This is a genomic window from Actinacidiphila glaucinigra (genome assembly GCF_900188405.1).
Lineage (GTDB): Bacteria > Actinomycetota > Actinomycetes > Streptomycetales > Streptomycetaceae > Actinacidiphila > Actinacidiphila glaucinigra.
Window position 1 is genome coordinate 22,092 of record NZ_FZOF01000009.1, and the last position, 19,623, is coordinate 41,714.

The 19,623-nt window shown below is 73.4% G+C and carries 16 protein-coding genes and 1 pseudogene; 4 read left to right on the top strand and 13 right to left on the bottom strand.

Annotated elements, in window-relative coordinates:
• Positions 1-38: 38 nt before the first annotated feature.
• From CHF15_RS20245 to bldG, 5 genes are all read right to left on the bottom strand, one after another.
• Complete coding sequence (locus CHF15_RS20245) at positions 39-1,556, bottom strand: N5-glutamine methyltransferase family protein (protein ID WP_089225260.1); 1,518 nt, start codon at positions 1,554-1,556, stop codon at positions 39-41.
• Positions 1,557-1,612: 56 nt separating this feature from the next.
• Positions 1,613-2,176, bottom strand: coding sequence for a small secreted protein (locus CHF15_RS20250; RefSeq protein ID WP_089225261.1), 564 nt, complete (start codon positions 2,174-2,176; stop codon positions 1,613-1,615).
• 173 nt (positions 2,177-2,349) lie between these two features.
• Positions 2,350-4,773: a sodium-translocating pyrophosphatase gene (locus CHF15_RS20255; RefSeq protein ID WP_089225262.1), complete on the bottom strand. Its 2,424-nt coding sequence runs from the start codon at positions 4,771-4,773 to the stop codon at positions 2,350-2,352.
• A gap of 309 nt (positions 4,774-5,082) precedes the next feature.
• On the bottom strand, positions 5,083-5,577 hold the full coding sequence (locus CHF15_RS20260; protein ID WP_089225263.1) for an ATP-binding protein: 495 nt from the start codon (positions 5,575-5,577) through the stop codon (positions 5,083-5,085).
• A gap of 84 nt (positions 5,578-5,661) precedes the next feature.
• Positions 5,662-6,003 carry an anti-sigma factor antagonist BldG gene (bldG, locus tag CHF15_RS20265; RefSeq protein ID WP_018562186.1) on the bottom strand — a complete coding sequence of 114 codons (342 nt, stop codon included), beginning with the start codon at positions 6,001-6,003 and terminating at the stop codon, positions 5,662-5,664.
• Positions 6,004-6,138: 135 nt separating this feature from the next.
• Here bldG and CHF15_RS20270 point away from each other — a divergent pair, with 135 nt between their 5' ends.
• Complete coding sequence (locus tag CHF15_RS20270) at positions 6,139-8,544, top strand: DEAD/DEAH box helicase (protein WP_245938934.1); 2,406 nt, start codon at positions 6,139-6,141, stop codon at positions 8,542-8,544.
• Between the two features lie 35 nt (positions 8,545-8,579).
• Here CHF15_RS20270 and CHF15_RS20275 read toward each other — a convergent pair.
• The 7 genes and pseudogenes from CHF15_RS20275 to ssd form a co-directional block, all read right to left on the bottom strand.
• Positions 8,580-8,861 (bottom strand): annotated as a pseudogene (locus tag CHF15_RS20275) (Rv3654c family TadE-like protein); the annotation flags it as partial.
• On the bottom strand, positions 8,858-9,205 hold the full coding sequence (locus CHF15_RS20280) for a TadE family type IV pilus minor pilin (protein ID WP_179279882.1): 348 nt from the start codon (positions 9,203-9,205) through the stop codon (positions 8,858-8,860). The pseudogene CHF15_RS20275 and the gene CHF15_RS20280, both read right to left, overlap by 4 nt.
• Positions 9,192-9,389: a DUF4244 domain-containing protein gene (locus CHF15_RS20285; RefSeq protein WP_026251570.1), complete on the bottom strand. Its 198-nt coding sequence runs from the start codon at positions 9,387-9,389 to the stop codon at positions 9,192-9,194. Before CHF15_RS20285 ends, CHF15_RS20280 begins: the two co-directional genes overlap by 14 nt.
• A gap of 11 nt (positions 9,390-9,400) precedes the next feature.
• The gene (locus CHF15_RS20290) at positions 9,401-10,177 is read right to left on the bottom strand and encodes a type II secretion system F family protein (RefSeq protein ID WP_089225265.1); all 777 of its coding nucleotides are present in this window, start codon (positions 10,175-10,177) and stop codon (positions 9,401-9,403) included.
• Positions 10,174-11,082 carry a type II secretion system F family protein gene (locus CHF15_RS20295; protein WP_089225266.1) on the bottom strand — a complete coding sequence of 303 codons (909 nt, stop codon included), beginning with the start codon at positions 11,080-11,082 and terminating at the stop codon, positions 10,174-10,176. Before CHF15_RS20295 ends, CHF15_RS20290 begins: the two co-directional genes overlap by 4 nt.
• Positions 11,079-12,233 (bottom strand): TadA family conjugal transfer-associated ATPase, encoded by a 1,155-nt coding sequence (locus CHF15_RS20300; RefSeq protein WP_089225267.1) that lies wholly within the window; start codon positions 12,231-12,233, stop codon positions 11,079-11,081. The genes CHF15_RS20295 and CHF15_RS20300 overlap by 4 nt, the downstream gene beginning before the upstream one ends.
• A complete protein-coding gene (ssd, locus tag CHF15_RS20305; RefSeq protein ID WP_245938935.1) occupies positions 12,230-13,390 on the bottom strand; it encodes a septum site-determining protein Ssd in 1,161 nt (386 codons plus the stop codon). Before ssd ends, CHF15_RS20300 begins: the two co-directional genes overlap by 4 nt.
• A gap of 488 nt (positions 13,391-13,878) precedes the next feature.
• Here ssd and CHF15_RS20310 point away from each other — a divergent pair, with 488 nt between their 5' ends.
• The gene (locus CHF15_RS20310) at positions 13,879-14,709 is read left to right on the top strand and encodes an HAD-IB family hydrolase (RefSeq protein WP_089225269.1); all 831 of its coding nucleotides are present in this window, start codon (positions 13,879-13,881) and stop codon (positions 14,707-14,709) included.
• Positions 14,710-15,074: 365 nt separating this feature from the next.
• Here the strand turns inward: CHF15_RS20310 and CHF15_RS20315 are convergent, their stop codons facing one another.
• A complete protein-coding gene (locus CHF15_RS20315; protein WP_089225270.1) occupies positions 15,075-15,905 on the bottom strand; it encodes a Fic family protein in 831 nt (276 codons plus the stop codon).
• A 245-nt stretch (positions 15,906-16,150) separates the two neighbouring features.
• Here CHF15_RS20315 and CHF15_RS20320 point away from each other — a divergent pair, with 245 nt between their 5' ends.
• Both CHF15_RS20320 and CHF15_RS20325 read left to right on the top strand, forming a co-directional pair.
• A complete protein-coding gene (locus CHF15_RS20320; protein WP_089225271.1) occupies positions 16,151-17,131 on the top strand; it encodes an ATP-binding protein in 981 nt (326 codons plus the stop codon).
• Between the two features lie 197 nt (positions 17,132-17,328).
• The gene (locus CHF15_RS20325; RefSeq protein ID WP_089225272.1) at positions 17,329-19,623 is read left to right on the top strand and encodes a SulP family inorganic anion transporter; all 2,295 of its coding nucleotides are present in this window, start codon (positions 17,329-17,331) and stop codon (positions 19,621-19,623) included.

Genomic DNA, 19,623 nt, shown 5'->3' on the forward strand with positions numbered 1-19,623 from the left:
CTCCGCTCCGCTGCGCAGGCGGGCCGTCGCGTTCCCGCTCACACCGGCTCGATGAAGCCCTGCTCCACCAGCAGCCGGATCGCCTCCGGCGTACGGTCCCGCAGCGCCACCGGGTCCTCGCCGAGCAACTGGGCGATGGCGTCGAGGATCCGACCCGCCGTCAGCGTCCCGTCGCACACGCCCGCGAAGCCCGCGCCGACCGTGTCCACCCTCGTCGCGCGCCGCATGCCGCGGTTGGCCCGCAGGACGACGTGCTCCGGGTCCTCGGCGCCGGGCAGGCCCACCTGCTCCTGCACCACCTCGTCCGCCAGCCGGAAGCACTCGTCGAGCAGCGCCGCGTCGTTGTGGGTGCGCAGGAAGTCCTGGCGGCCGAACCAGGCCTCGATGTGCGGGCCGAGCGGCTGCTCGACCGGGTGCGGCCACTCCTCGGCGGTGACGACGGGACGGTCGGAGCCGGTCCTGCGCACGGTGATCCAGCCGAAACCGACGGCCTTGGTCTTGCGCTGCTCGAAGGCGTCCAGCCACGCGCCGTAGCGGGCGGCGTACGCCTCGGGCCCGGCCAGGTGGTCGCCGCCGTCGCGCAGCCACAGCTCCGCGTACTGCGTGACGTCCTGCACCTCGCGCTGCACGATCCAGGCGTCGCAGCCGTCGGGCACCCAGGCGGCGACGCGGTCCCGCCAGTCCTCGCCCTCGGTGTGCTCCCAGTTGGCCAGCAGTTGGAGGTATCCGCCCTCGGTGAGGTGGTCGGCGGCCTGCCGGACGACGGTGCGGCACAGGTCGTCGCCGGCCATGCCGCCGTCGCGGTAGGTGAAGCGGCTGCCGGGGGAGATGACGAAGGGCGGGTTGGACACGATCAGGTCGTAGCGCTCGCCGCCGACGGGCTCGAAGAGGCTGCCCTGCCGGACGTCCGGCTCGGGGGCGCCCGACAGGGCGAGGGTCAGCCGCGTGAAGTGCAGGGCGCGGGGGTTGAGGTCGGTGGCGGTGACCCGGGTGGCGTGCCGGGAGGCGTGCAGCGCCTGGGTGCCGGAGCCGGTGCCGAGGTCCAGCGCCCGGGCCACGGGCGTGCGGACGGTGATCCCCGCGAGGGTGGTCGACGCGCCGCCGACGCCGAGCACCAGGTCCGCGCGGTCCACGCCGGGCGTCGTGCGGATGCCGTTGGCGCCGCCCACGGCGCAGCCGAGGTCGGAGACGATGTACCAGTCCTCGCCGCCGTCGCCGCCGTAGGGGCGGACGTCCACCGTGGCGCGCACCTCGTCGCCGTCCCGGACGAGCCAGCCGTCCTCGATGGCCGCGTCGAGGGGCAGCACCTCCCGCAGCCGCGCGTACGGGACCGGCTGCTGCAGCAGGAAGAGCCGCACCAGGCTCTCCAGCGGGCTGCCGCCGCGGGTGGCGCGCAGGGCGGGCACGGTCTCCGCCCGCGAGAGCGCGGCGTAGGCGGTCGCCCCGAGCAGGTCGAGGCAGCCGTCGGCCGTGAAGGCCGCGGCGCGCAGCGCGTCGCGGAGGGCGGCGGTGCGGTCGGGGGCGGGCAGGGGCTGCGGGGGCGGCTGCGTACTCACGCTGCCATTGTCACCCCGGAAGGGGCGCCCGGCGGGCCCCACCCGCCCTCGGACGGTCAGGACTTCGAGGGCTTGGCGGCGGAGTCCTGGCAGCCGGGCTGCTTGGCCATCGCCTGGCCGACCTCGCCCTGGCGCAGTGTGTCGAGCGCCTGCTCGCCGCTCTTGCTCACCTTGGCCAGGTTGTCGGAGACGCTCTTCAGCCCGTCGGCGAACTTCGCCTGGTCCGAGACGGGCAGCGCGTCGACCTGCTTGCGCAGGTTCGCGTAGGCCGTGGAGAGCGAGTTGAGGTCGCCGACCGCGTCCTGCTTGAGCTTGGCGCCGTTGTCGACCGGCGGGTCACCGGCCTTGCCGACGATCCCGGCGAGCGCCTTGTAGGCGTCCGAGATCTGCCCGAACGCCGTGGAGTCGGCGCTGCGGACGTCCTTCGGCTTGGCGTTGCTCGGGGTGTTGCTGATGTGGGTGTTCGCGTCGTTGATCTTCTTGACCTGTGCGGAGGCCTGGTCGCAGACCGTCTTCGCCCAGGCGTCGAGCTCCTTGTTGCCGTCGCCGCATCCCGACAGCGACCCCGTCGCGAGGATCACAGCCGTGACGGACAGCGCAGCCGCGAGTTTGTTCTTCACGGCCCCGGAACCTACACGGCTCCTGTCCGCGGGCCACATCGCTTCCACTCGATGTGACCACTATTGCCCCTTATGAACCAAGAACAGGGTGATGCATCTGACGTGCGCGAAGGCGGCGGGCGCCATCCCGGAGGATGACGCCCGCCGCCGTATCAAGGTGAGCTCACGCTACGTCAGACCGTGGCCGTCGCGTTCGGGTCGGCCGATCGCTTCGTGCTCTGGCTGTCGTCGTGGCCGGTGTCGACACCCTCGTCGTCCCCGACCGCGATGCCGCGGCGCTTGGAGATGTAGACGGCGACGACGATGACCAGGAGCGCCACGGCCGCGGCGCCGATCCGGACGGCCAGGTTGGCGTCGTCACCGTAGGAGAACTGGACCACCGCGGGGGCGACCAGCAGCGCCACCAGGTTCATGACCTTGAGCAGCGGGTTGATGGCGGGACCCGCGGTGTCCTTGAAGGGGTCGCCGACGGTGTCGCCGATGACGGTGGCGGCGTGGGCCTCACTGCCCTTGCCCCCGTGGTGGCCGTCCTCGACGAGCTTCTTCGCGTTGTCCCAGGCACCGCCGGAGTTCGCCAGGAAGACCGCCATGAGCGTGCCCGCGCCGATGGCCCCGGCGAGGTACGAGCCCAGCGCGCCGATGCCGAGGGCGAAGCCCACCGCGATCGGGGCGAGCACGGCGAGCAGACCGGGCGTGGCCAGCTCGCGCAGCGCGTCCTTGGTGCAGATGTCGACGACGCGCCCGTACTCGGGCTTCTCGGTGTAGTCCATGATCCCGGGCCGCTCGCGGAACTGCCGGCGCACCTCGAAGACCACCGAGCCGGCGGACCGGGAGACCGCGTTGATGGCCAGTCCGGAGAAGAGGAAGACCACGGCCGCGCCGAGCAGCAGACCGACCAGGTTGTTGGGCTGGGAGATGTCCAGGTCCAGCCACCGCAGATCGGCGGCGGAGATGTTCGCCTCCCGCACCGCGGTGTCGACGGCCTCCTTGAAGGAACCGAACAGCGCGGTCGCCGCGAGGACGGCGGTCGCGATGGCGATGCCCTTGGTGATCGCCTTGGTGGTGTTGCCGACCGCGTCGAGGTCGGTGAGCACCTTGGCGCCCTCGCCGTGGACGTCGCCGGACATCTCGGCGATGCCCTGGGCGTTGTCGGACACCGGGCCGAAGGTGTCCATGGCCACGATCACGCCGACGGTGGTGAGCAGACCGGTGCCGGCCAGCGCCACCGCGAACAGGGCGAGCCAGATCGAGGCGCCGCCCAGCAGGAAGGCGCCGTACACCGAGAGGCCGATGAGGACGGCCGAGTACACCGCGGACTCCAGGCCGACGGAGATGCCGGACAGGACGACGGTGGCGGGCCCGGTCAGCGACGTCTTGCCGATGTCCCGCACCGGGCGCCGGTTGGTCTCGGTGAAGTAGCCGGTCAGCTGCTGGATGAGCGCCGCCAGCACGATGCCGATGGCGACGGCGACCAGCGCGAGGATGCGCGGGTCACCGCCGTGCGAGGCGATGTCGCCAGGCACGTTGGTCAGCTCCGCGTACGTCGAGGGCAGGTACGCGAACGCCGCGACGGCCACCATCGCCAGCGAGATCACCGCGGAGATGAAGAATCCGCGGTTGATGGCGGTCATGCCGCTGCGGTCCTTGCGGCGGGGGGCCACCGCGAAGATGCCGATCATGGCGGTGAGCACGCCGATCGCCGGGATCAGCAGCGGGAAGGCCAGGCCGGAGTCGCCGAAGGCGACCTTGCCGAGGATGAGCGCGGCCACCAGGGTGACGGCGTACGACTCGAACAGGTCGGCCGCCATGCCGGCGCAGTCGCCGACGTTGTCGCCCACGTTGTCGGCGATGGTGGCGGCGTTGCGCGGGTCGTCCTCGGGGATGCCCTGCTCGACCTTGCCGACCAGGTCGGCGCCGACGTCCGCGGCCTTGGTGAAGATGCCGCCGCCGACACGCATGAACATGGCGAGCAGCGCGGCGCCGAAGCCGAAGCCCTCCAGCACCTTGGGCGCGTCGGCCTTGTAGACCAGCACGACGGCCGAGGCGCCCAGCAGGCCCAGGCCCACGGTGAACATGCCGACCACGCCGCCGGTGCGGAAGGCGATCTTCATCGCGCGGTGCGAGACCGTCGTCAGATCCGCCGAGGGCTCACCCGGCGCCGGGGTCGCGGCTCGTGCGGCCGCGGCCACGCGGACGTTGCTGCGCACCGCCAGCCACATGCCGATGTAGCCGGTGACCGCCGAGAATCCGGCGCCCACGAGGAAGAACACGCTTCGGCCGATGCGCTGCGACGTGGTGTCCGCGGGCAGCAGCATGAGCAGGAAGAACGCGACGACCGCGAAAATCCCCAGAGTGCGGAACTGCCGTGCGAGGTAGGCGTTTGCGCCTTCCTGCACGGCAGCCGCGATCTCCTTCATCCTGTCGGTGCCCTCGTCGGCACTGAGCACTTGACGTACCAGCACCACGGCGAGCACCAGTGCGGCCAGTGCCACCACCGCGATGACGAGCACGAGATTGCGGTTGCCGTCGGTCAGTACGGGTGTTGCGGCCAGAGGTTGAGCGATGTCCTGCAGGTGAGGGGTGAGTGGCCCCGCCATTCGTCCTCCTTGACGTTTGGCACGTGGGCGCGCGGCTCCGGCGACTCAGCAGCCGCGACGCTCAGGCGTGTGCGCTGAGCAAAGATGGACGGATTGTAGGGAGCCGAACTAGATCAAAACAGGGCGCAGGAAACGAAATTCGCCGAGGCCGGGGATATAGCAAAGGAGATCGCCCACAGATATCACCGGAAAAGGTGAACAGTCACCGTGTAAGTGGATCAACCACCGGGTGAATCCGCGCACGCCGAGCTGACCTGCGGCGGAAGCTCGCAGGCAGCTCGGCAGGAGCGCGTGAGGGGGGCTGGGCGGCTAGGAGAGCGCGGCCGGGTTCAGCGGCCAGCTCATCCGGATGACATCGCCGTACTCTCCCGAGAAGACCTCGACGTCGTCGACGAGGCCACTGATGACCGCCAGACCCATCTGGCCTTCGTCCTCCGCCTCGGAGGAGTCGGACGAGGAGGGCGAGCCGTCGGGAAGCGGCTCGGAGTGTTCGGCGGGGCTGTCGCCACGCGCCGAGGGCACACTGGCGGCGTCGGCGGGGCGGTCCTCCGCCTCGGGTGACTTGTCGCCGACCTCGATGGAGAACTTCTTCTCCTCCTCGGTCAGCACCACCCGGACCGGACGGTCCGCACCACTGCTGCGGTACAGGCCGACGGCCCGGCTGCACGCCTCACCGACGGCAAGCCGGACCTCGTCGAGGACGGCCTCGTCCACCCCTGCCCTGCGGGCTACCGCAGCCGCCACCAGTCGTGCGGTGCGGACGTGCTCCGGCAGTGCGCTGAAGAGCAGTTCTACGGTGGGCATGGCCTCCCCCTCGTGCCTGTGGGCGGGCAACACAGGGGCCCGGGCGTCGGCGTCGCCCGGAGCCCCATGGTCCGGCGCCGAACGTCAGTCGGTCGCCGCGACGGCCTCGTCGACCGAGGTGTGGATGGGAAACACCTTGGTCAGGCCGGTGATACGGAAAATCTTGAGAATGCGCTCCTGGTTGCACACCAGGCGCAGCGAGCCTTCATGCGCGCGAACCCGCTTGAGCCCGCCGACCAGCACGCCCAGCCCGGTCGAGTCCAGGAAGTCCACGCCTTCCATGTCCACGACCAAGTGGTAGCTACCGTCGTTCACGAGTTCCACCAGCTGCTCACGCAGCTTGGGAGCGGTGTACACATCAATCTCGCCGCCGACCTCGACGACCGTACGGTCGCCGACGGTTCGAGTCGACAGGGACAGGTCCACGGATCCTCCAGCACCTTGCATCGAGCGGTCGCCCCCCATGGATCGGCAGCCGCGATGGCATTCAATCACTTACCAGCGGGCATGCACGACGCCTTACGGCGATTGTCCGTCATGCCAGTGACACACTGAGTGCCGATGGCTCAGGATCATCTTCCGCAGTCGGCGCACGGCCGCACCTCCCCCGTCGCCCTCCTGGAGCGGCTTGCCACGGGGGCGGGCAGGGCCGCGCGCATCACCCATACGGAGCACTTGCCCCCACGGGCGGGTCGCCATGCCGATTGGCCTGATCAGATCCGCCCGGAGGTGATCGACGCGGTCCGCGCGTGCGGCATCGAGCGGCCGTGGGAGCACCAGGCACAGGTGGCCGCCCACGCCCTCGCCGGCACCTCCGCGGTGGTCGCCACGGGAACGGCCTCCGGCAAGTCCCTGGCGTACCTCGTACCGGTCCTCAGCGCTCTCCTGGAGGGCTCCGAGGCGCCGAACGGCCGGGGCGCCACCGCGCTCTACCTCGCACCCACGAAGGCCCTGGCGGCCGACCAGCGGCGGGCCGTGGCACAGATCGCCGCCCCGCTGGGCAAGGCGGTGCGCGCGGCCGTCTACGACGGCGACACGCCGTTCGAGGAGCGCGAGTGGGTCCGCCAGTACGCGACCTACGTGCTCACCAACCCCGACATGCTCCATCTGGGTGTCCTGCCGGGTCACTCCCGGTGGTCCTCCTTCCTCCGGCAGCTCCGGTACGTCGTGATCGACGAGTGCCACACCTACCGGGGCGTCTTCGGCTCGCACGTCGCCCAGGTCATACGCAGGCTGCGGCGTGTCTGCGCCCGCTACGGCGCCGATCCCGTCTTCCTCCTCGCCTCCGCGACGGCCGCCGACCCCGGCGCCACCGCGACCCGGCTGACGGGCGTACCCGTCGCCGAGGTCACCGAGGACGCCTCACCGCGGGGGGAGGTCGCCTTCGCCCTGTGGGAGCCCCCGCTCACCGAGCTCAGCGGGGAGCACGGCGCCCCGGTGCGCCGCACGGCGACCGCCGAGGCCGCCGACCTGCTGACGGACCTGGTGCTCGACGGCACCCGCACGGTGGCCTTCGTACGCTCCCGGCGGGCGGCCGAGCTGATCTCCGTCATCGCCCAGGAGCGCCTCGCCGAGATCGACCGCCGGCTGACCCGCCGGGTCGCCGCCTACCGGGGCGGCTACCTGCCCCAGGAGCGCCGGGCCATCGAACGCGACCTGCACACCGGGCGGCTCCTCGGACTGGCCTCCACCACGGCCCTGGAGCTGGGTGTGGACGTCTCCGGGCTCGACGCCGTGCTCCTGGCCGGGTACCCGGGCACGAGGGCCTCCCTGTGGCAGCAGGCGGGCCGCGCGGGGCGTTCGGGTCAGGGGGCGCTGGCGGTGCTGATCGCCCGGGACGACCCGCTGGACACGTATCTCGTGCACCACCCGGACGCCCTCTTCCGCCGTCCCGTCGAGTCGACCGTGCTGGACCCCGACAACCCGTACGTCCTCGCCCCGCACCTGTGCGCCGCCGCGGCCGAGCTGCCGCTGGGCGAGGAGGACATGGCGCTCTTCGGGCCGGAGACCGCCGGGCTGCTGCCCCAGCTGGAGCGCCGCGGCCTGCTGCGGCGCCGCTCCGGCGGCTGGTACTGGACGCGGCGGGAGCGGGCCGCCGACCTCACCGACATCCGCGGCGAGGGCGGCAAGCCCGTCCAGGTGGTCGAGGCCGGTACCGGGCGGCTGCTCGGCACCGTCGACGCGGGCGCCGCGCACACCACCGTCCACGAGGGCGCGGTCCACCTGCACCAGGGCCGCACCTACCTCGTCCGGCACCTGGACCTGGAGGACTCGGTCGCGCTGGTGGAGCAGGCCGATCCGCCGTATTCGACGATGGCCCGCGACACCACGGCGATCTCGGTGCTCGACGAGGACCTGGTGGAGGAGTGGGGCGAGGCCCGCCTCCACTTCGGCTCCGTCGAGGTCACCCATCAGGTCGTCTCCTTCCTCCGCCGCCGGCTGATCACCAACGAGGTGATGGGCGAGACCAAGCTGGACCTACCGCCCCGCACCCTGCGTACGCGCGCCGTGTGGTGGACGGTCACCGACGATCAGCTCGACGCCGCGCACATCCACCCCGAGGAGCTGCCCGGCGCCCTCCACGCCGCCGAGCACGCCTCCATCGGTCTCCTCCCGCTCTTCGCCACCTGCGACCGCTGGGACATCGGCGGGGTCTCCGTGCCGCTCCACCAGGACACCGGACTGCCGACCGTCTTCGTGTACGACGGCCACCCCGGTGGCGCGGGCTTCGCGGAGCGGGCCTTCCGCACCGCCCGCGGGTGGCTCACCGCCACCCGCGAGGCGATCGCCTCCTGCGAGTGCGAGTTCGGCTGCCCCTCCTGCGTGCAGTCACCCAAGTGCGGCAACGGCAACGACCCGCTGGACAAGCAGGCCGCGGTACGTCTGCTCGACGTGCTCCTCGCGGCGGAGGGCCCGTCGGAGCCCGGCGCAGCGGTACCCGCACCCGCCCCGGACACGGAGTCCTGAGGCCCGGCCCGGGAGCGGACCCGGGCGGGCCCGACCGCGGCCGTGACGTCGGCGATCTCACCGCTGACCACGCAGCGCACCAGCCGGGCGTGCTGGGCGGCGGCCACCCGTCCGGCCACGGCGCAGGCCTCGGCGCCGCCCCGCAGGGCGTGGTCGGCGGCGGCGAGCGCCGCGAGGTCAGCGGCGGCCCCCGCACGATGCCGTGCCGCGACGGCGGCGCCGAACGTCAGCACGGCGCAGGCGGCCAGCGCCAGCAGCGCCCCCAGGAGGGCCGTCCAGACGGTCGCGGAACCCCGGTCGCGTCCCCGCCGGCTCACGGCCCCTCCCCCGTCGCCTCCACGGCGGCGACCGCCTCGCCGTGGAGCGTGAGGGACAGGGACCGGGCCTCGACCGTGACCCGCACCAGATCGCCGCCCCGGTGGACCGAGACGGCGGCCCCGGCGGGAGCCGCCGAGCGGGCCGCCCGCAGCACCGCGCCGTCGGGCTCCTCGCGGGCCGCCGCGCGGGCTCCGGCCCGCGCGGCGTCGACGCAGCGGATCTGCGCGGCCGCCGCGGCCAGCCCCCACAGCAGCAGCGCCGTGAGGAACACCAGCGACGGGACGACCACCGCGGCCTCCGCCGTGACGTAGCCGGCATCGCGGCGGCGGTCAGAACGCCACATCGAGGGCCCGCTTGATGAGCCCGCTGAGCGCGGAACTGACCGCGCCCGAGGTGACCACCTTGTAGAGCACGGCCGCGAAACCGCAGGCCGCCAGGGTGCCCACGGCGTACTCGGCCGTGGTCATCCCGCGCTCGCCGGTACGGCACCGGCGGCGCAGCTTCCTCAGACAACGCATGACTCGCATGGGATCCCCCTTCAGATCGTCGTGCCGGCGAGGATCGCCCCCGCCAGCCCCATCACCACCGGCGCGACCCCCACGAGGAGGAAGGCCGGCAGGAAGCACAGCCCCAGCGGGGCGGTGATCAGCACTCCGGCGCGGCGTGCGCGCGCCGCCCCGAAACGGGCGTGCTCGGCGCGGCACCCGGCGGCGAGGCGCGCGATCTCCTCGACCGGCGGCACTCCCGTCGTGGTGGCGCGCTCCATGCACCGGGCGAGTTCGCGGCAGCCCAGCCGGTCCAGCCGGCCCCAGCACTGCGCGGGGTCGCCGCCCAGGCGGAGTTCGGCCGCGGCCCGGGTGAGCGCCTCCCCGAGGGGCCCTCCGAGGGACGGCCCGACGGCCTCCGCGGCCTCGCGGGGCCCCGCCCCGGCCGCGACGCAGGCGGCCATCAGATCGGCCGCCAGCGGCAGCTGCCGCGCGGCCCGGTCCCGGTCGGCGTGCCCCATCGGCCGTGGCCGCCGCTGCCGGCGCCGTATGGCCCATGCGGCGCCCAGCCCGGCCGCCGCCCCGGGGACGCCGCCGACCAGGGCAAACGCACCCAGGGCGACACCGGCGACGGGCGCCCACTCCCGGACGGAGACCGCACCGGGCCACCCGCGGCACCGCCGGGCCAGGGGAGCGGTGCCCATGAGCAGCCGGAGCCTGCGCCGTGCGGCGCGCTCCCTCCTGACGGCGGTCAGGGCGCCCGCGACGCACAGGGCGGCGACCACGGACGCCACGACGATCCCCAGCCTGTGGACGACGTCGCCGCTCATGACCCGCCCTCCGCGGTACGGACGATGCGCGCGGTCCAGGCGAGCCCCGCCCACTCCAGGAGCCCGCCGGCGGCCAGGGCGCCGAGCCCGGCGGGTGTGCGCAGCAGGACGCCCAGCGGATCGGCGCCCAGCCCGGTGCCCAGGACCAGCCCGAAGACGGGCAGCAGGGCCAGCAACGCCACGGTGGAGCGGGGTGCCGCCAGCTGGGCCCTCAGGTCCTCCCGCTGGTCGCGTTCGGCACGCAGGGCGACCGCGATCCGGTCCAGGCCGTCCGCGAGCCCCGCGCCGCCGTCCACAGCGACCTGCCAGCACGCGGCGACACCGGAGAGCCCCTCGGCGCCCTCCAGCCGGGCGGCCGCCCGCAGCGCCGCCGGTACGTCACCGCCGAACCGGGCGGCGGCCAGCAACGGCAGAGCGGCACTGGACAGGCCCGGGTGCTCCGGCCAGCCCTCGCGGCCCAGCGCACCGGCCAGCGCGGCGGGCGGGGCGAGTCCGGCCCGCAGATCTCCGGCGACCGCCGCGCACAGCGCGCCCACCGCCACAGCCCGCCGTTCCGCCTCGGCGCGCCGCTCCCGCCCGCGCAGCCACCGCCCGGCGAGCGGCACCGCGGCCGCCCCGAGCAGGACCGGCAGCACCGATCCGGCGGCCAGGCCCACGACCGACCCACCCGGCAGGAGCAGCACTTCACGGCCGAGGCGCCAGCCGAACCGCACCCGGAACGGCTCCAGGAGCCCGTTGAGGCGGTTTTCGAGGCCTCCGGGTCCCAGGAGCCCCCAGGACGCCCCACGGGCCTCAGGGGCACCGCCGAGCAACGCCCTTGCCCTACGCAGGACTTCGCCCCGCGCGCACATCACCCACGCGGCGGCGCCCGCGCACACGGCGGTGAGGAGCACCACGGCGTTCATGGCCGCCCCCTCTCGCAGAGCGCGGTCAAGCGGCCCCAGCCCGGGCCGCGTTCGCCCCCGCACAGAGCCGGGACGGTGCCGACGATCCCGTCCGGTCCGCGCTCCAGAACATGGATCTCGGCGACGCGGCGCCTGCCCGAGCGGTCCCGCACCAGATGCACCACCACCGACAGGGCGGCCGCCAACTGGCTGTGCAACGCGGCCCGGTCGAGGCCCGCCACGGCGCCCAGCGCCTCCAGCCGGGCGGGCACATCACCCGCGGCGTTGGCGTGGACCGTCCCGCAGCCGCCTTCGTGGCCGGTGTTGAGGGCGCCCAGCAGATCCAGGACCTCGGGGCCGCGCACCTCGCCGACCACCAGCCGGTCCGGCCGCATGCGCAGCGCCTGCCGCACGAGGTCCCGCAGGGTGACCAGGCCGGCGCCTTCCTGGTTGGCGGGCCGGGTCTCCAGCCGGACGACGTGCGGATGGCGCGGCCGGAGCTCGGCGGAGTCCTCGGCAAGGACGATGCGCTCGCCCGGCGGGACGAGACCGAGCAGGCAACTGAGCAGCGTGGTCTTGCCGGAGCCCGTGCCGCCCGAGACCAGGTACGACAGGCGGGCGTCCAGCACCGCCCGCAGGAGGGCGGCCGTACCGCCGTCCATGCTGCCCGCGGCCACCAGTTCCTCCAGGGTGAAGGCCCTGGTGCGGACGACCCGCAGGGACAGGCACGGGGCGCCGACCACCACCGGTGGCAGCACCGCGTGCAGCCGGGTGCCGTCCGGCAGCCGGGCGTCCACCCAGGGCCGGGCGTCGTCCAGCCGCCGCCCGGCGGCGGAGGCGAGCCGCTGGGCGAGCCTGCGCACGGCCGCGGTGTCCGTGAACCGCACCTGCGTGCGCTCCAGCCCGGCGCCCCGGTCGGCCCACACCTCGTCCGGCCCGTTCACCAGCACATCGGTGACGTCCGGTTCGGCGAGCAGCCCCTCCAGGGGCCCGGCACCGACCATCTCCGAGCGCAGGGCCGCCACCACGTCGAGCACCTCGGTGTCGCCCAGCAGCCGGCCCTGCGCCCGCAGCGCGGCGGCCACGCCGGCCGGGGTGGGCTCGTCACCGGAGGCGGCCAGTCGCAGCCGTACCGCGTCGAGCAGGGCGGGCGTCATCACGTCGGCGCTCATGCGGCCACGCTCCCGCCGCCGGGCAGTGCCGCCGTGAGGAAAGCCGAGCAGAACCCGGCGAGCGGGCCCCGGCCGCTGCCGCCCGGTGCCTCGCCGCCGTCCAGGGCGGCGGGCAGGCCGGGCTCCGGCGGCAGCTCGCCGGCGAGCGGGAGCCCGACCAGCTCGGCGAGCGTCTCGTCGGTGAGCCCGGAACCGAAGGGGCCGCGGGCGACGACCCGCAGGTCCCGCAGCACCATGGCCATCCGGGAGGCGACCCGGCCGGCGGCCGCGACCGCGCGCAGCTCCGCGGGGACGACCAGCAGGCCGACGTCGATCTGGGCGAGCGCCTCGGCCACGGCCTCGTCAATCCGGCGCGGCAGGTCGACGACCACCACACCGCCGCGCCGCCGGGCGGCACCCATCACCGACCGCATGGCCTGCGGGGGGATGACGACGGTGTCCCCGCGGTCCCAGCTGAGCACGCTCAGCGCGTGTGTGCGGGGCAGCGACTCCTCCAGCGCCCCGCTGCTGACCCGGCCACGGGACTCGGCGAGGTCCGGCCAGCGCAGGCCGCCCACCCGTTCGGCCCCGAGCAGCACGTCCAGGCCTCCGCCGAGCGGGTCGGCGTCGACGAGCAGCGTGCGGCGTCCGGAGCGGGCGGCCGTGACGGCCATCGCGCAGGCCAGAGTGCTGGCCCCCGCGCCGCCGCGGCCGCCGACCACCCCGATCGTCAGGGCCGGGTCGCCGGCGCCCTCCGCCACGTCGGCGATGCGGTCGACCAGCCAGGTCTCGGCGTCGGGCAGGAAGGCGACGTGCTCGGCTCCGACGTCCACGGCACGGCGCCACACGTCCGGGTCGTCCAGGTCCCGGCCGACGAGGAGCACCCCCCGGCGGCGGCGCGCCGTACCCGGCACGCGGCGGGTGTCCGCGGCGCCGACCAGCACCAGCGGCGCAGCCTCCCAGCTGCCCGGCGCCGGCGGGACCCCGAAGGCGACCTCCGGTTCCGCGCCCGCCGCGGCGCACAGTCGCAGCAGGTCGTCCAGAAGCGCCCCGTCCTCGGTCACGATGAGCGGGCCGCAGCCGGGGTCGTCCTTTCCGCGCGGCCGTGTCGATGCCCACCCGGACACCCGCCCGTCACGCGTTCCTTTTGTTTCACCGTTGAATGATTCGGCCACCACGACATCCCCCTCGCTCGTTCCGGCGGGTCCCGCTATCGGGCCCATGCACCGGACAGATCTCCGGCGCGGCATTTGCCGCCAGAGTCTCGCGAGTCGCCGAAAATTGATGATCTTGGTGGGAATCCGTGGATAACCTGGCCGTTGTGGATATCTCCGCCACCCGCGCGAGTGGCTTCCACCGGGCAGCACAACGAATGCGATCCGTCACTCACCGTAGCGGCGCAGGGAAAAGGATCGGCCCCCCGCGGAAACCGCGGGGGGCCGATCACACGCCGGGCGCGTTCTGACACAAGGCCTGAATATGCCCCCGGACATGCGACGACCCCCGCCGGGGGGGAGAGCGGGGGTCGTCCCCACGGTCCGACTCGGGGGGGGAGGAGCCAGACCGGGTTAGCACGGTCGCGAACGATCCGTGACTTCCATGGTGTACCCGAAGGCCTTCTCAGGCAAACCCACGCGCAGGAGCTTACGCCGAATGGTGGGTCCCTATGCTCGTCCTCGTGGAAAACCACCTGTCGCCGCGCACCGCCGCGTTCTTCGATCTCGACAAGACGGTGATCGCCAAGTCGAGCACCTTGGCGTTCAGCAGGCCGTTCTACCAAGGCGGCCTCATCAACCGCCGCGCCGTGCTGCGAACCGCGTACGCCCAGTTCGTCTATCTGCTCGGCGGCGCGGACCACGACCAGATGGAGGGGATGCGAAAGTACCTCTCCGACATGTGCCGCGGCTGGAACGTGCAGCAGGTGCGGGAGATCGTGGCCGAGACCCTCCACGACCTCATCGACCCCATCATCTACGACGAGGCCGCCTCCCTCATCGAGGAGCACCACCTGGCCGGCCGCGACGTCGTCATCGTCAGCGCCTCCGGCGCCGAGGTCGTCGAGCCCATCGGCGAGATGCTCGGGGCGGACCACGTCATCGCCACCCGGATGGCGGTCGAGGACGGCTGCTACACGGGCGGGATCGAGCACTACGTCTACGGACCGGCCAAGGCCCGCGCCATCACCGAACTCGCCGCGATCGAGGGCTACGACCTCAAGCGCTCCTTCGCCTACAGCGACTCGGTGACCGACGTCCCGATGCTCGAGTCGGTCGGCCACCCGTACGCGGTCAACCCCGACCGCGGGCTGCGCCGGGAGGCGGCGTCACGCGAATGGCCGATGCTCACCTTCAGCCGCCCCGTCCGGCTGCACCAGCGGGTGCCCGCGCTGACGATGCCCTCGGGGCCGGTGCTGGCACTGGCCGCGGTCGGCGCGGCCGCCGCCACGGCCGGACTCGTCTGGTACGCGGCCCGGCGGCGCAGGCCCGCACTGTCCTGATGTGCACCGGAATGCCCCCTTCGCGCAGATCGCACCGATCGGACCTCGTATGCAAAGAACTACGGCGAGGGGTTCCGGTTCTCCCGAAGGCGCGGTACAAAGGTTTTACGGCCCGCGAGACCACGGCTTCCGCGAGGAACCCCGTCGAATCAGGCCCCACGGACCGAGCATGACAGCTGGGAACCCACGCGACGCAGACCCGCTGACCGGGCCGGCCGCACCAGGTGACGGGCAAAGCTCCCGACCTGATGGGCAGATATCGTGCACGCTTGGTAACCCGACGGTCGTGCCAGCGGCGGCACCCGCGCGGTGCCGCCGCAGCCTTGTGCCCCGGATGTGAGCCCGCGGCGCGCCCGGGACGGCGCCTACGCGGCGCCGCGCTGCAGGGCCTCGCAGACCGCCACACTCTCCCGTACGCCCAGGCCCACGGCCTGCCCGCAGTGCGAGATCCAGGCGGCCATGCCATCAGGTGTGCCGGAGGCGTAGCCCCGTAGCGCCTTCAGATGGTCGGCGCGGCCGAGTTCGGCGTGGCCGACCTCCGCCGGGCAGATGGACTTGGGGTCCAGACCGCTCCCGACGAGGACGACGCGCTGCGCGGCCCGTGCCACGAGGCCGTTGTACGAGCCGAACGGCCGCAGGCACAGCAGTTCGCCGTGCACGATCGCGGCGACGACCAGCGCCGGCGCCTCGCTGCCCGACAGCAGCAGGTCGGCGAGCCCGTCGAGGCGCGCGACGACCTCCGCGGCTTCGGGCAGCGGGAACTCGGCGACGTCCAGGAGCGGCTCCTCGACCTTCTCGCCCGCCTGCCGCGGGCGGCCGACCGTCTCGTCCGGCGAGGTGCCGCCGGCCGCGACGAGGTGCAGCCGGGCCAGCGCCTGCAGCGGCGACTGCCGCCAGACGGAGAGCAACTGCCCGGCCTCGGCGGTGAGCCGCAGCGCGGCGCCCACCGCGCGCGACTCGTCGTCGGAGGAGAAGTCGCTGCGCCTGCGCACCTCTTCCAGCGCCCAGTCGGCGCCGGAGAGCGCCGCGGAACCGCGGGCGCCGCGCAGCGCCGCCTCCGAGGACACCTCGTCGGAGCGGCGGCGCATCACCCGGTGCCCGTAGACCTGGTCCACGGCCTTCCGTACGGAGTCCACCGACTCGGCGACACCGGGGAGCGAACCGAGAACGGCGAGCGGATCAGCTGTCGTACCCATACGCACGACCCTACGCACCCCCGGCGCCGCCCCGGTGGGCGAGTGGGCATCGTCACGCGGACCGCGGGCGCCCGTGCCGTGCCCGGCGGAGGACAGGAAGGGACCCGGTGGCGACCCGGAAGAGGCACGGAAGGACCACGGAAGGAGCACGGAAGCGACCGGTAAGGACGCCGGATGCCCACCGACGGGTGAACTCCCGCGGCGGAGGCACCGGGAGAGAGCCCCCGTCACTACGCTTAACGAACATGAAGATCGCTTTCGTCGGAAAGGGTGGCAGCGGCAAGACCACGCTGTCCTCCCTGTTCATCCGCCACCTGGCAGCCGCCCACGTCCCCGTCGTCGCCGTCGACGCCGACATCAACCAGCATCTCGGCCCGGCGCTCGGCCTCGACGAGGAGGCTGCCGCCGCCCTTCCGGCGCTGGGCGCCCACCTCCCGGAGATCAAGGAGTACCTGCGCGGCGCCAACCCGCGGATCGCGTCCGCGGAGACGATGATCAAGACCACCCCTCCCGGTGAGGGCTCCCGCCTGCTGCGGGTCACCGAGGACAACCCGGTCTACGCCGCCTGCGCCCGGCCCGTCGCACTCGACGGCGGCGAGGCGCGGCTGATGGTCACCGGCCCCTTCAGCGAGTCGGACCTGGGGGTGGCCTGCTACCACTCGAAGGTCGGGGCGGTGGAGCTGTTCCTCAACCACCTGGTCGACGGCCGCGAGGAGTACGTCGTCGTCGACATGACGGCCGGCAGCGACTCCTTCGCCTCCGGCATGTTCACCCGCTTCGACATGACCTTCCTGGTGGCCGAGCCGACCCGCAAGGGAGTCGCGGTGTACCGCCAGTACAAGGAGTACGCCCGGGACTTCGGGGTCGCCCTGCACGTCGTCGGCAACAAGGTGCAGGGCCCGGACGACGTGGACTTCCTGCGCTCGCACGTGGGCGACGACCTGCTGGTCACCGTCGGGCACTCGGACTGGGTCCGCGCCATGGAGAAGGGCCGCCCGCCGCGCTTCGGGGAGCTGGAGGAGCCCAACCGCGCCGCGTTGCGCGCGATGCGCGACGCCGCGGACGCCTCGTACGAGCGGCGGGACTGGGGGCGCTACACCCGGCAGATGGTCCACTTCCACCTCAAGAACGCGGAGAGCTGGGGCAACGCACGGACCGGCGCGGACCTCGCCTCGCAGGTCGACCCCGGCTTCGTCCTGGGCGAACGGTTCACCCTCACCGGGTAATCGTTCGCCCGTTCGGGCGAATCCTGATCCATGGGCCCTTTATCTGCATTACTCTCCATTTACTGACTCTTGAGAGTAATCAAACAATTACAGTCCGTTACTTTCAGGGCCGAGAGCACCCGCCGCAACAGCCGTGACCACGACCGCGTACGCGCACCAGCCGAACGCAGCCGCGCCGCCCCGGAGGAGACGGGAACATGCACGCCACGCCAGAACCTCAGACGCAGCAGTCGCAGACCCCACCGCAGGATCTGCCACCGCCACCCCGCCCCGGAGAAGGGGCCGCCGCCGTCTGGCGGCACGACCTGTCGGCCTCGATCACCGTTTTCCTGATCGCCGTCCCACTCTCGCTGGGCATCGCCCTGGCCACCGGCGCCCCGCTGCAGTCGGGGCTGATCGCCGCCGCCGTCGGCGGCATCGTCGTGGGGCTGATGGGCGGTGCGCCGCTCCAGGTCAGCGGTGCCGCCACCAGCCTGGTGGTGGTCACCGCCGAGCTCGTCCACCGCTACGGCTGGCGCACCACGTGCGCCATCACCGTGCTGGCCGGACTCGCCCAACTCGCCCTGGGCACCCTACGGGTGGCCAGGGCGGCACTCGCCGTCAGTCCGGCGATCGTGCACGGCATGCTGGCGGGCATCGGCGCCGCCATCGCGCTCGCCCAGCTCCATGTCGTGCTCGGCGCGAACCCGGACAGCTCGGCGCTCACCAATCTGGCCGCCCTGCCGCAGCAGTTGTCGTCCCCGCACCCGGGCGCGCTGCTGATCGCGGCGGTGACGGTGGCCGTGCTGGTCGGGTGGCCGCGCCTTCCGGGGCGGGCCGGCAAGGCCCTGCGCACGGTCCCGGCCCCGCTCGCCGCCATCGCGGCGGCGACCGCCGTCGGCGTTCCCATCGTGGTGCCGCGGGTCGACCTGCCCGCCTGGCACGCGGTGGCGCTCCCCGGGCTGCCGCACGGGCCGGTGCTCGGCATCGCCGCCGCCGTCCTGACCGTCACCCTGGTCGCGAGCATGGAGTCGCTGCTGTCCGCGGTGGCGATCGACAAGCTGCGCTCCGGGCGCGGCGAGCCCGGGGACGCCGTCCCGGCCCGCCTGAACCGGGAGTTGCTCGGGCAGGGCACGTCCAACGTGCTCTCGGGCCTGCTCGGCGGGCTGCCGGTGGCCGGCGGCGCGATCCGCGGTTCGGCGAACGTGGCCGCGGGCGCCCGGACACGCCGGGCCACCACGCTGCACGGGGTGTGGGTGCTGCTGTGCGCCGGGCTGCTGGCGGGGCTGCTGGAGCACATCCCGCTCGCCGCCCTCGCCGCCCTGGTCATGGTGGTCGGGATGAAGATGGTGAGCTTCGCGCACATCAAGCACGTGCAGCGGCACCGGGAGTTCCCGGTCTACGCGGCGACGCTCGGCGCGGTGCTGCTGCTCGGTGTGCTGGAGGGGGTGACGACCGGCATCGCGGTGGCCGTCTTCCTGTCGCTGCGCAGGCTCACGCACACCCGGATCACGGTGACGGAGGAGGCCGGCGTCCACCAGGTGCTCGTACGCGGGCAGTTGACCTTCCTCGCGGTGCCCCGGCTGACCCGGGCACTGGCGGAGGTGCCGGACGAGGCCAGCGCCGTGATCACCCTGGACGGCTCCTTCATGGACCACGCGGCGTACGAGTCGCTGCAGCACTGGTGCGACGGCCACCGGGCGCGCGGCGGCTGGGCGACGCTCACGGGCCGGTCGGGCACGCCGATCACGGTCCCGTCCAGCGCACACGCCTGCCGTCCCTGGACACCGTGGCGCAACCACCACTGCACCAAGCCGGGCAGCGCGGCGGGAGCGGCAGGGCAACTGGTGGGCGGGCTCAGCGCCTTCCAGCGCAACACGGCGCCCCTGGTCAGGGACGAGTTGGCGCGGCTCGCCCGCGAAGGGCAGCGGCCCACCCAGCTCTTCCTCACCTGCGCCGACTCCCGTCTGGTCACCAGCATGATCACCTCCAGCGGGCCGGGCGACCTGTTCACCGTGCGCAACGTGGGCAATCTGATGCCGCCGCCCGGAGCCGACGCCTCCTGCGATTCCGTGGGCGCCGCCATCGAGTACGCGGTGGAGGTGCTGCAGGTCGGCAGCATCACGGTGTGCGGGCACTCCGGGTGCGGCGCCATGCAGGCGCTGCTGGGCGGGGCGGGCCACGAGCCGGGGGCGCAGACCCCGCTGGCCCGCTGGCTGCGCCACGGCCGCCCGAGCGTCGCCCGGCTGGAACGGATCGGCGGGCCCGGACGCGGGGAGGTCGCCCTCGCCGACCGCCCGGTGGCCGACGACCTCGAACGGCTCTGCCTCGTCAACGTGGTGCAGCAGTTGGACCACCTGATGGCCCATGCCTGCGTCGCCCGCAGGGTGGCCGAGGGGTCGCTGCAACTGCACGGCATGTACTTCCACGTCGCCGAGGCCCAGGCTTACGTCCTCGACGCCGCGAGCGGCACATTCGCCGCGGTTCGGCCGGAGGTCCTCGACACGGTCTGA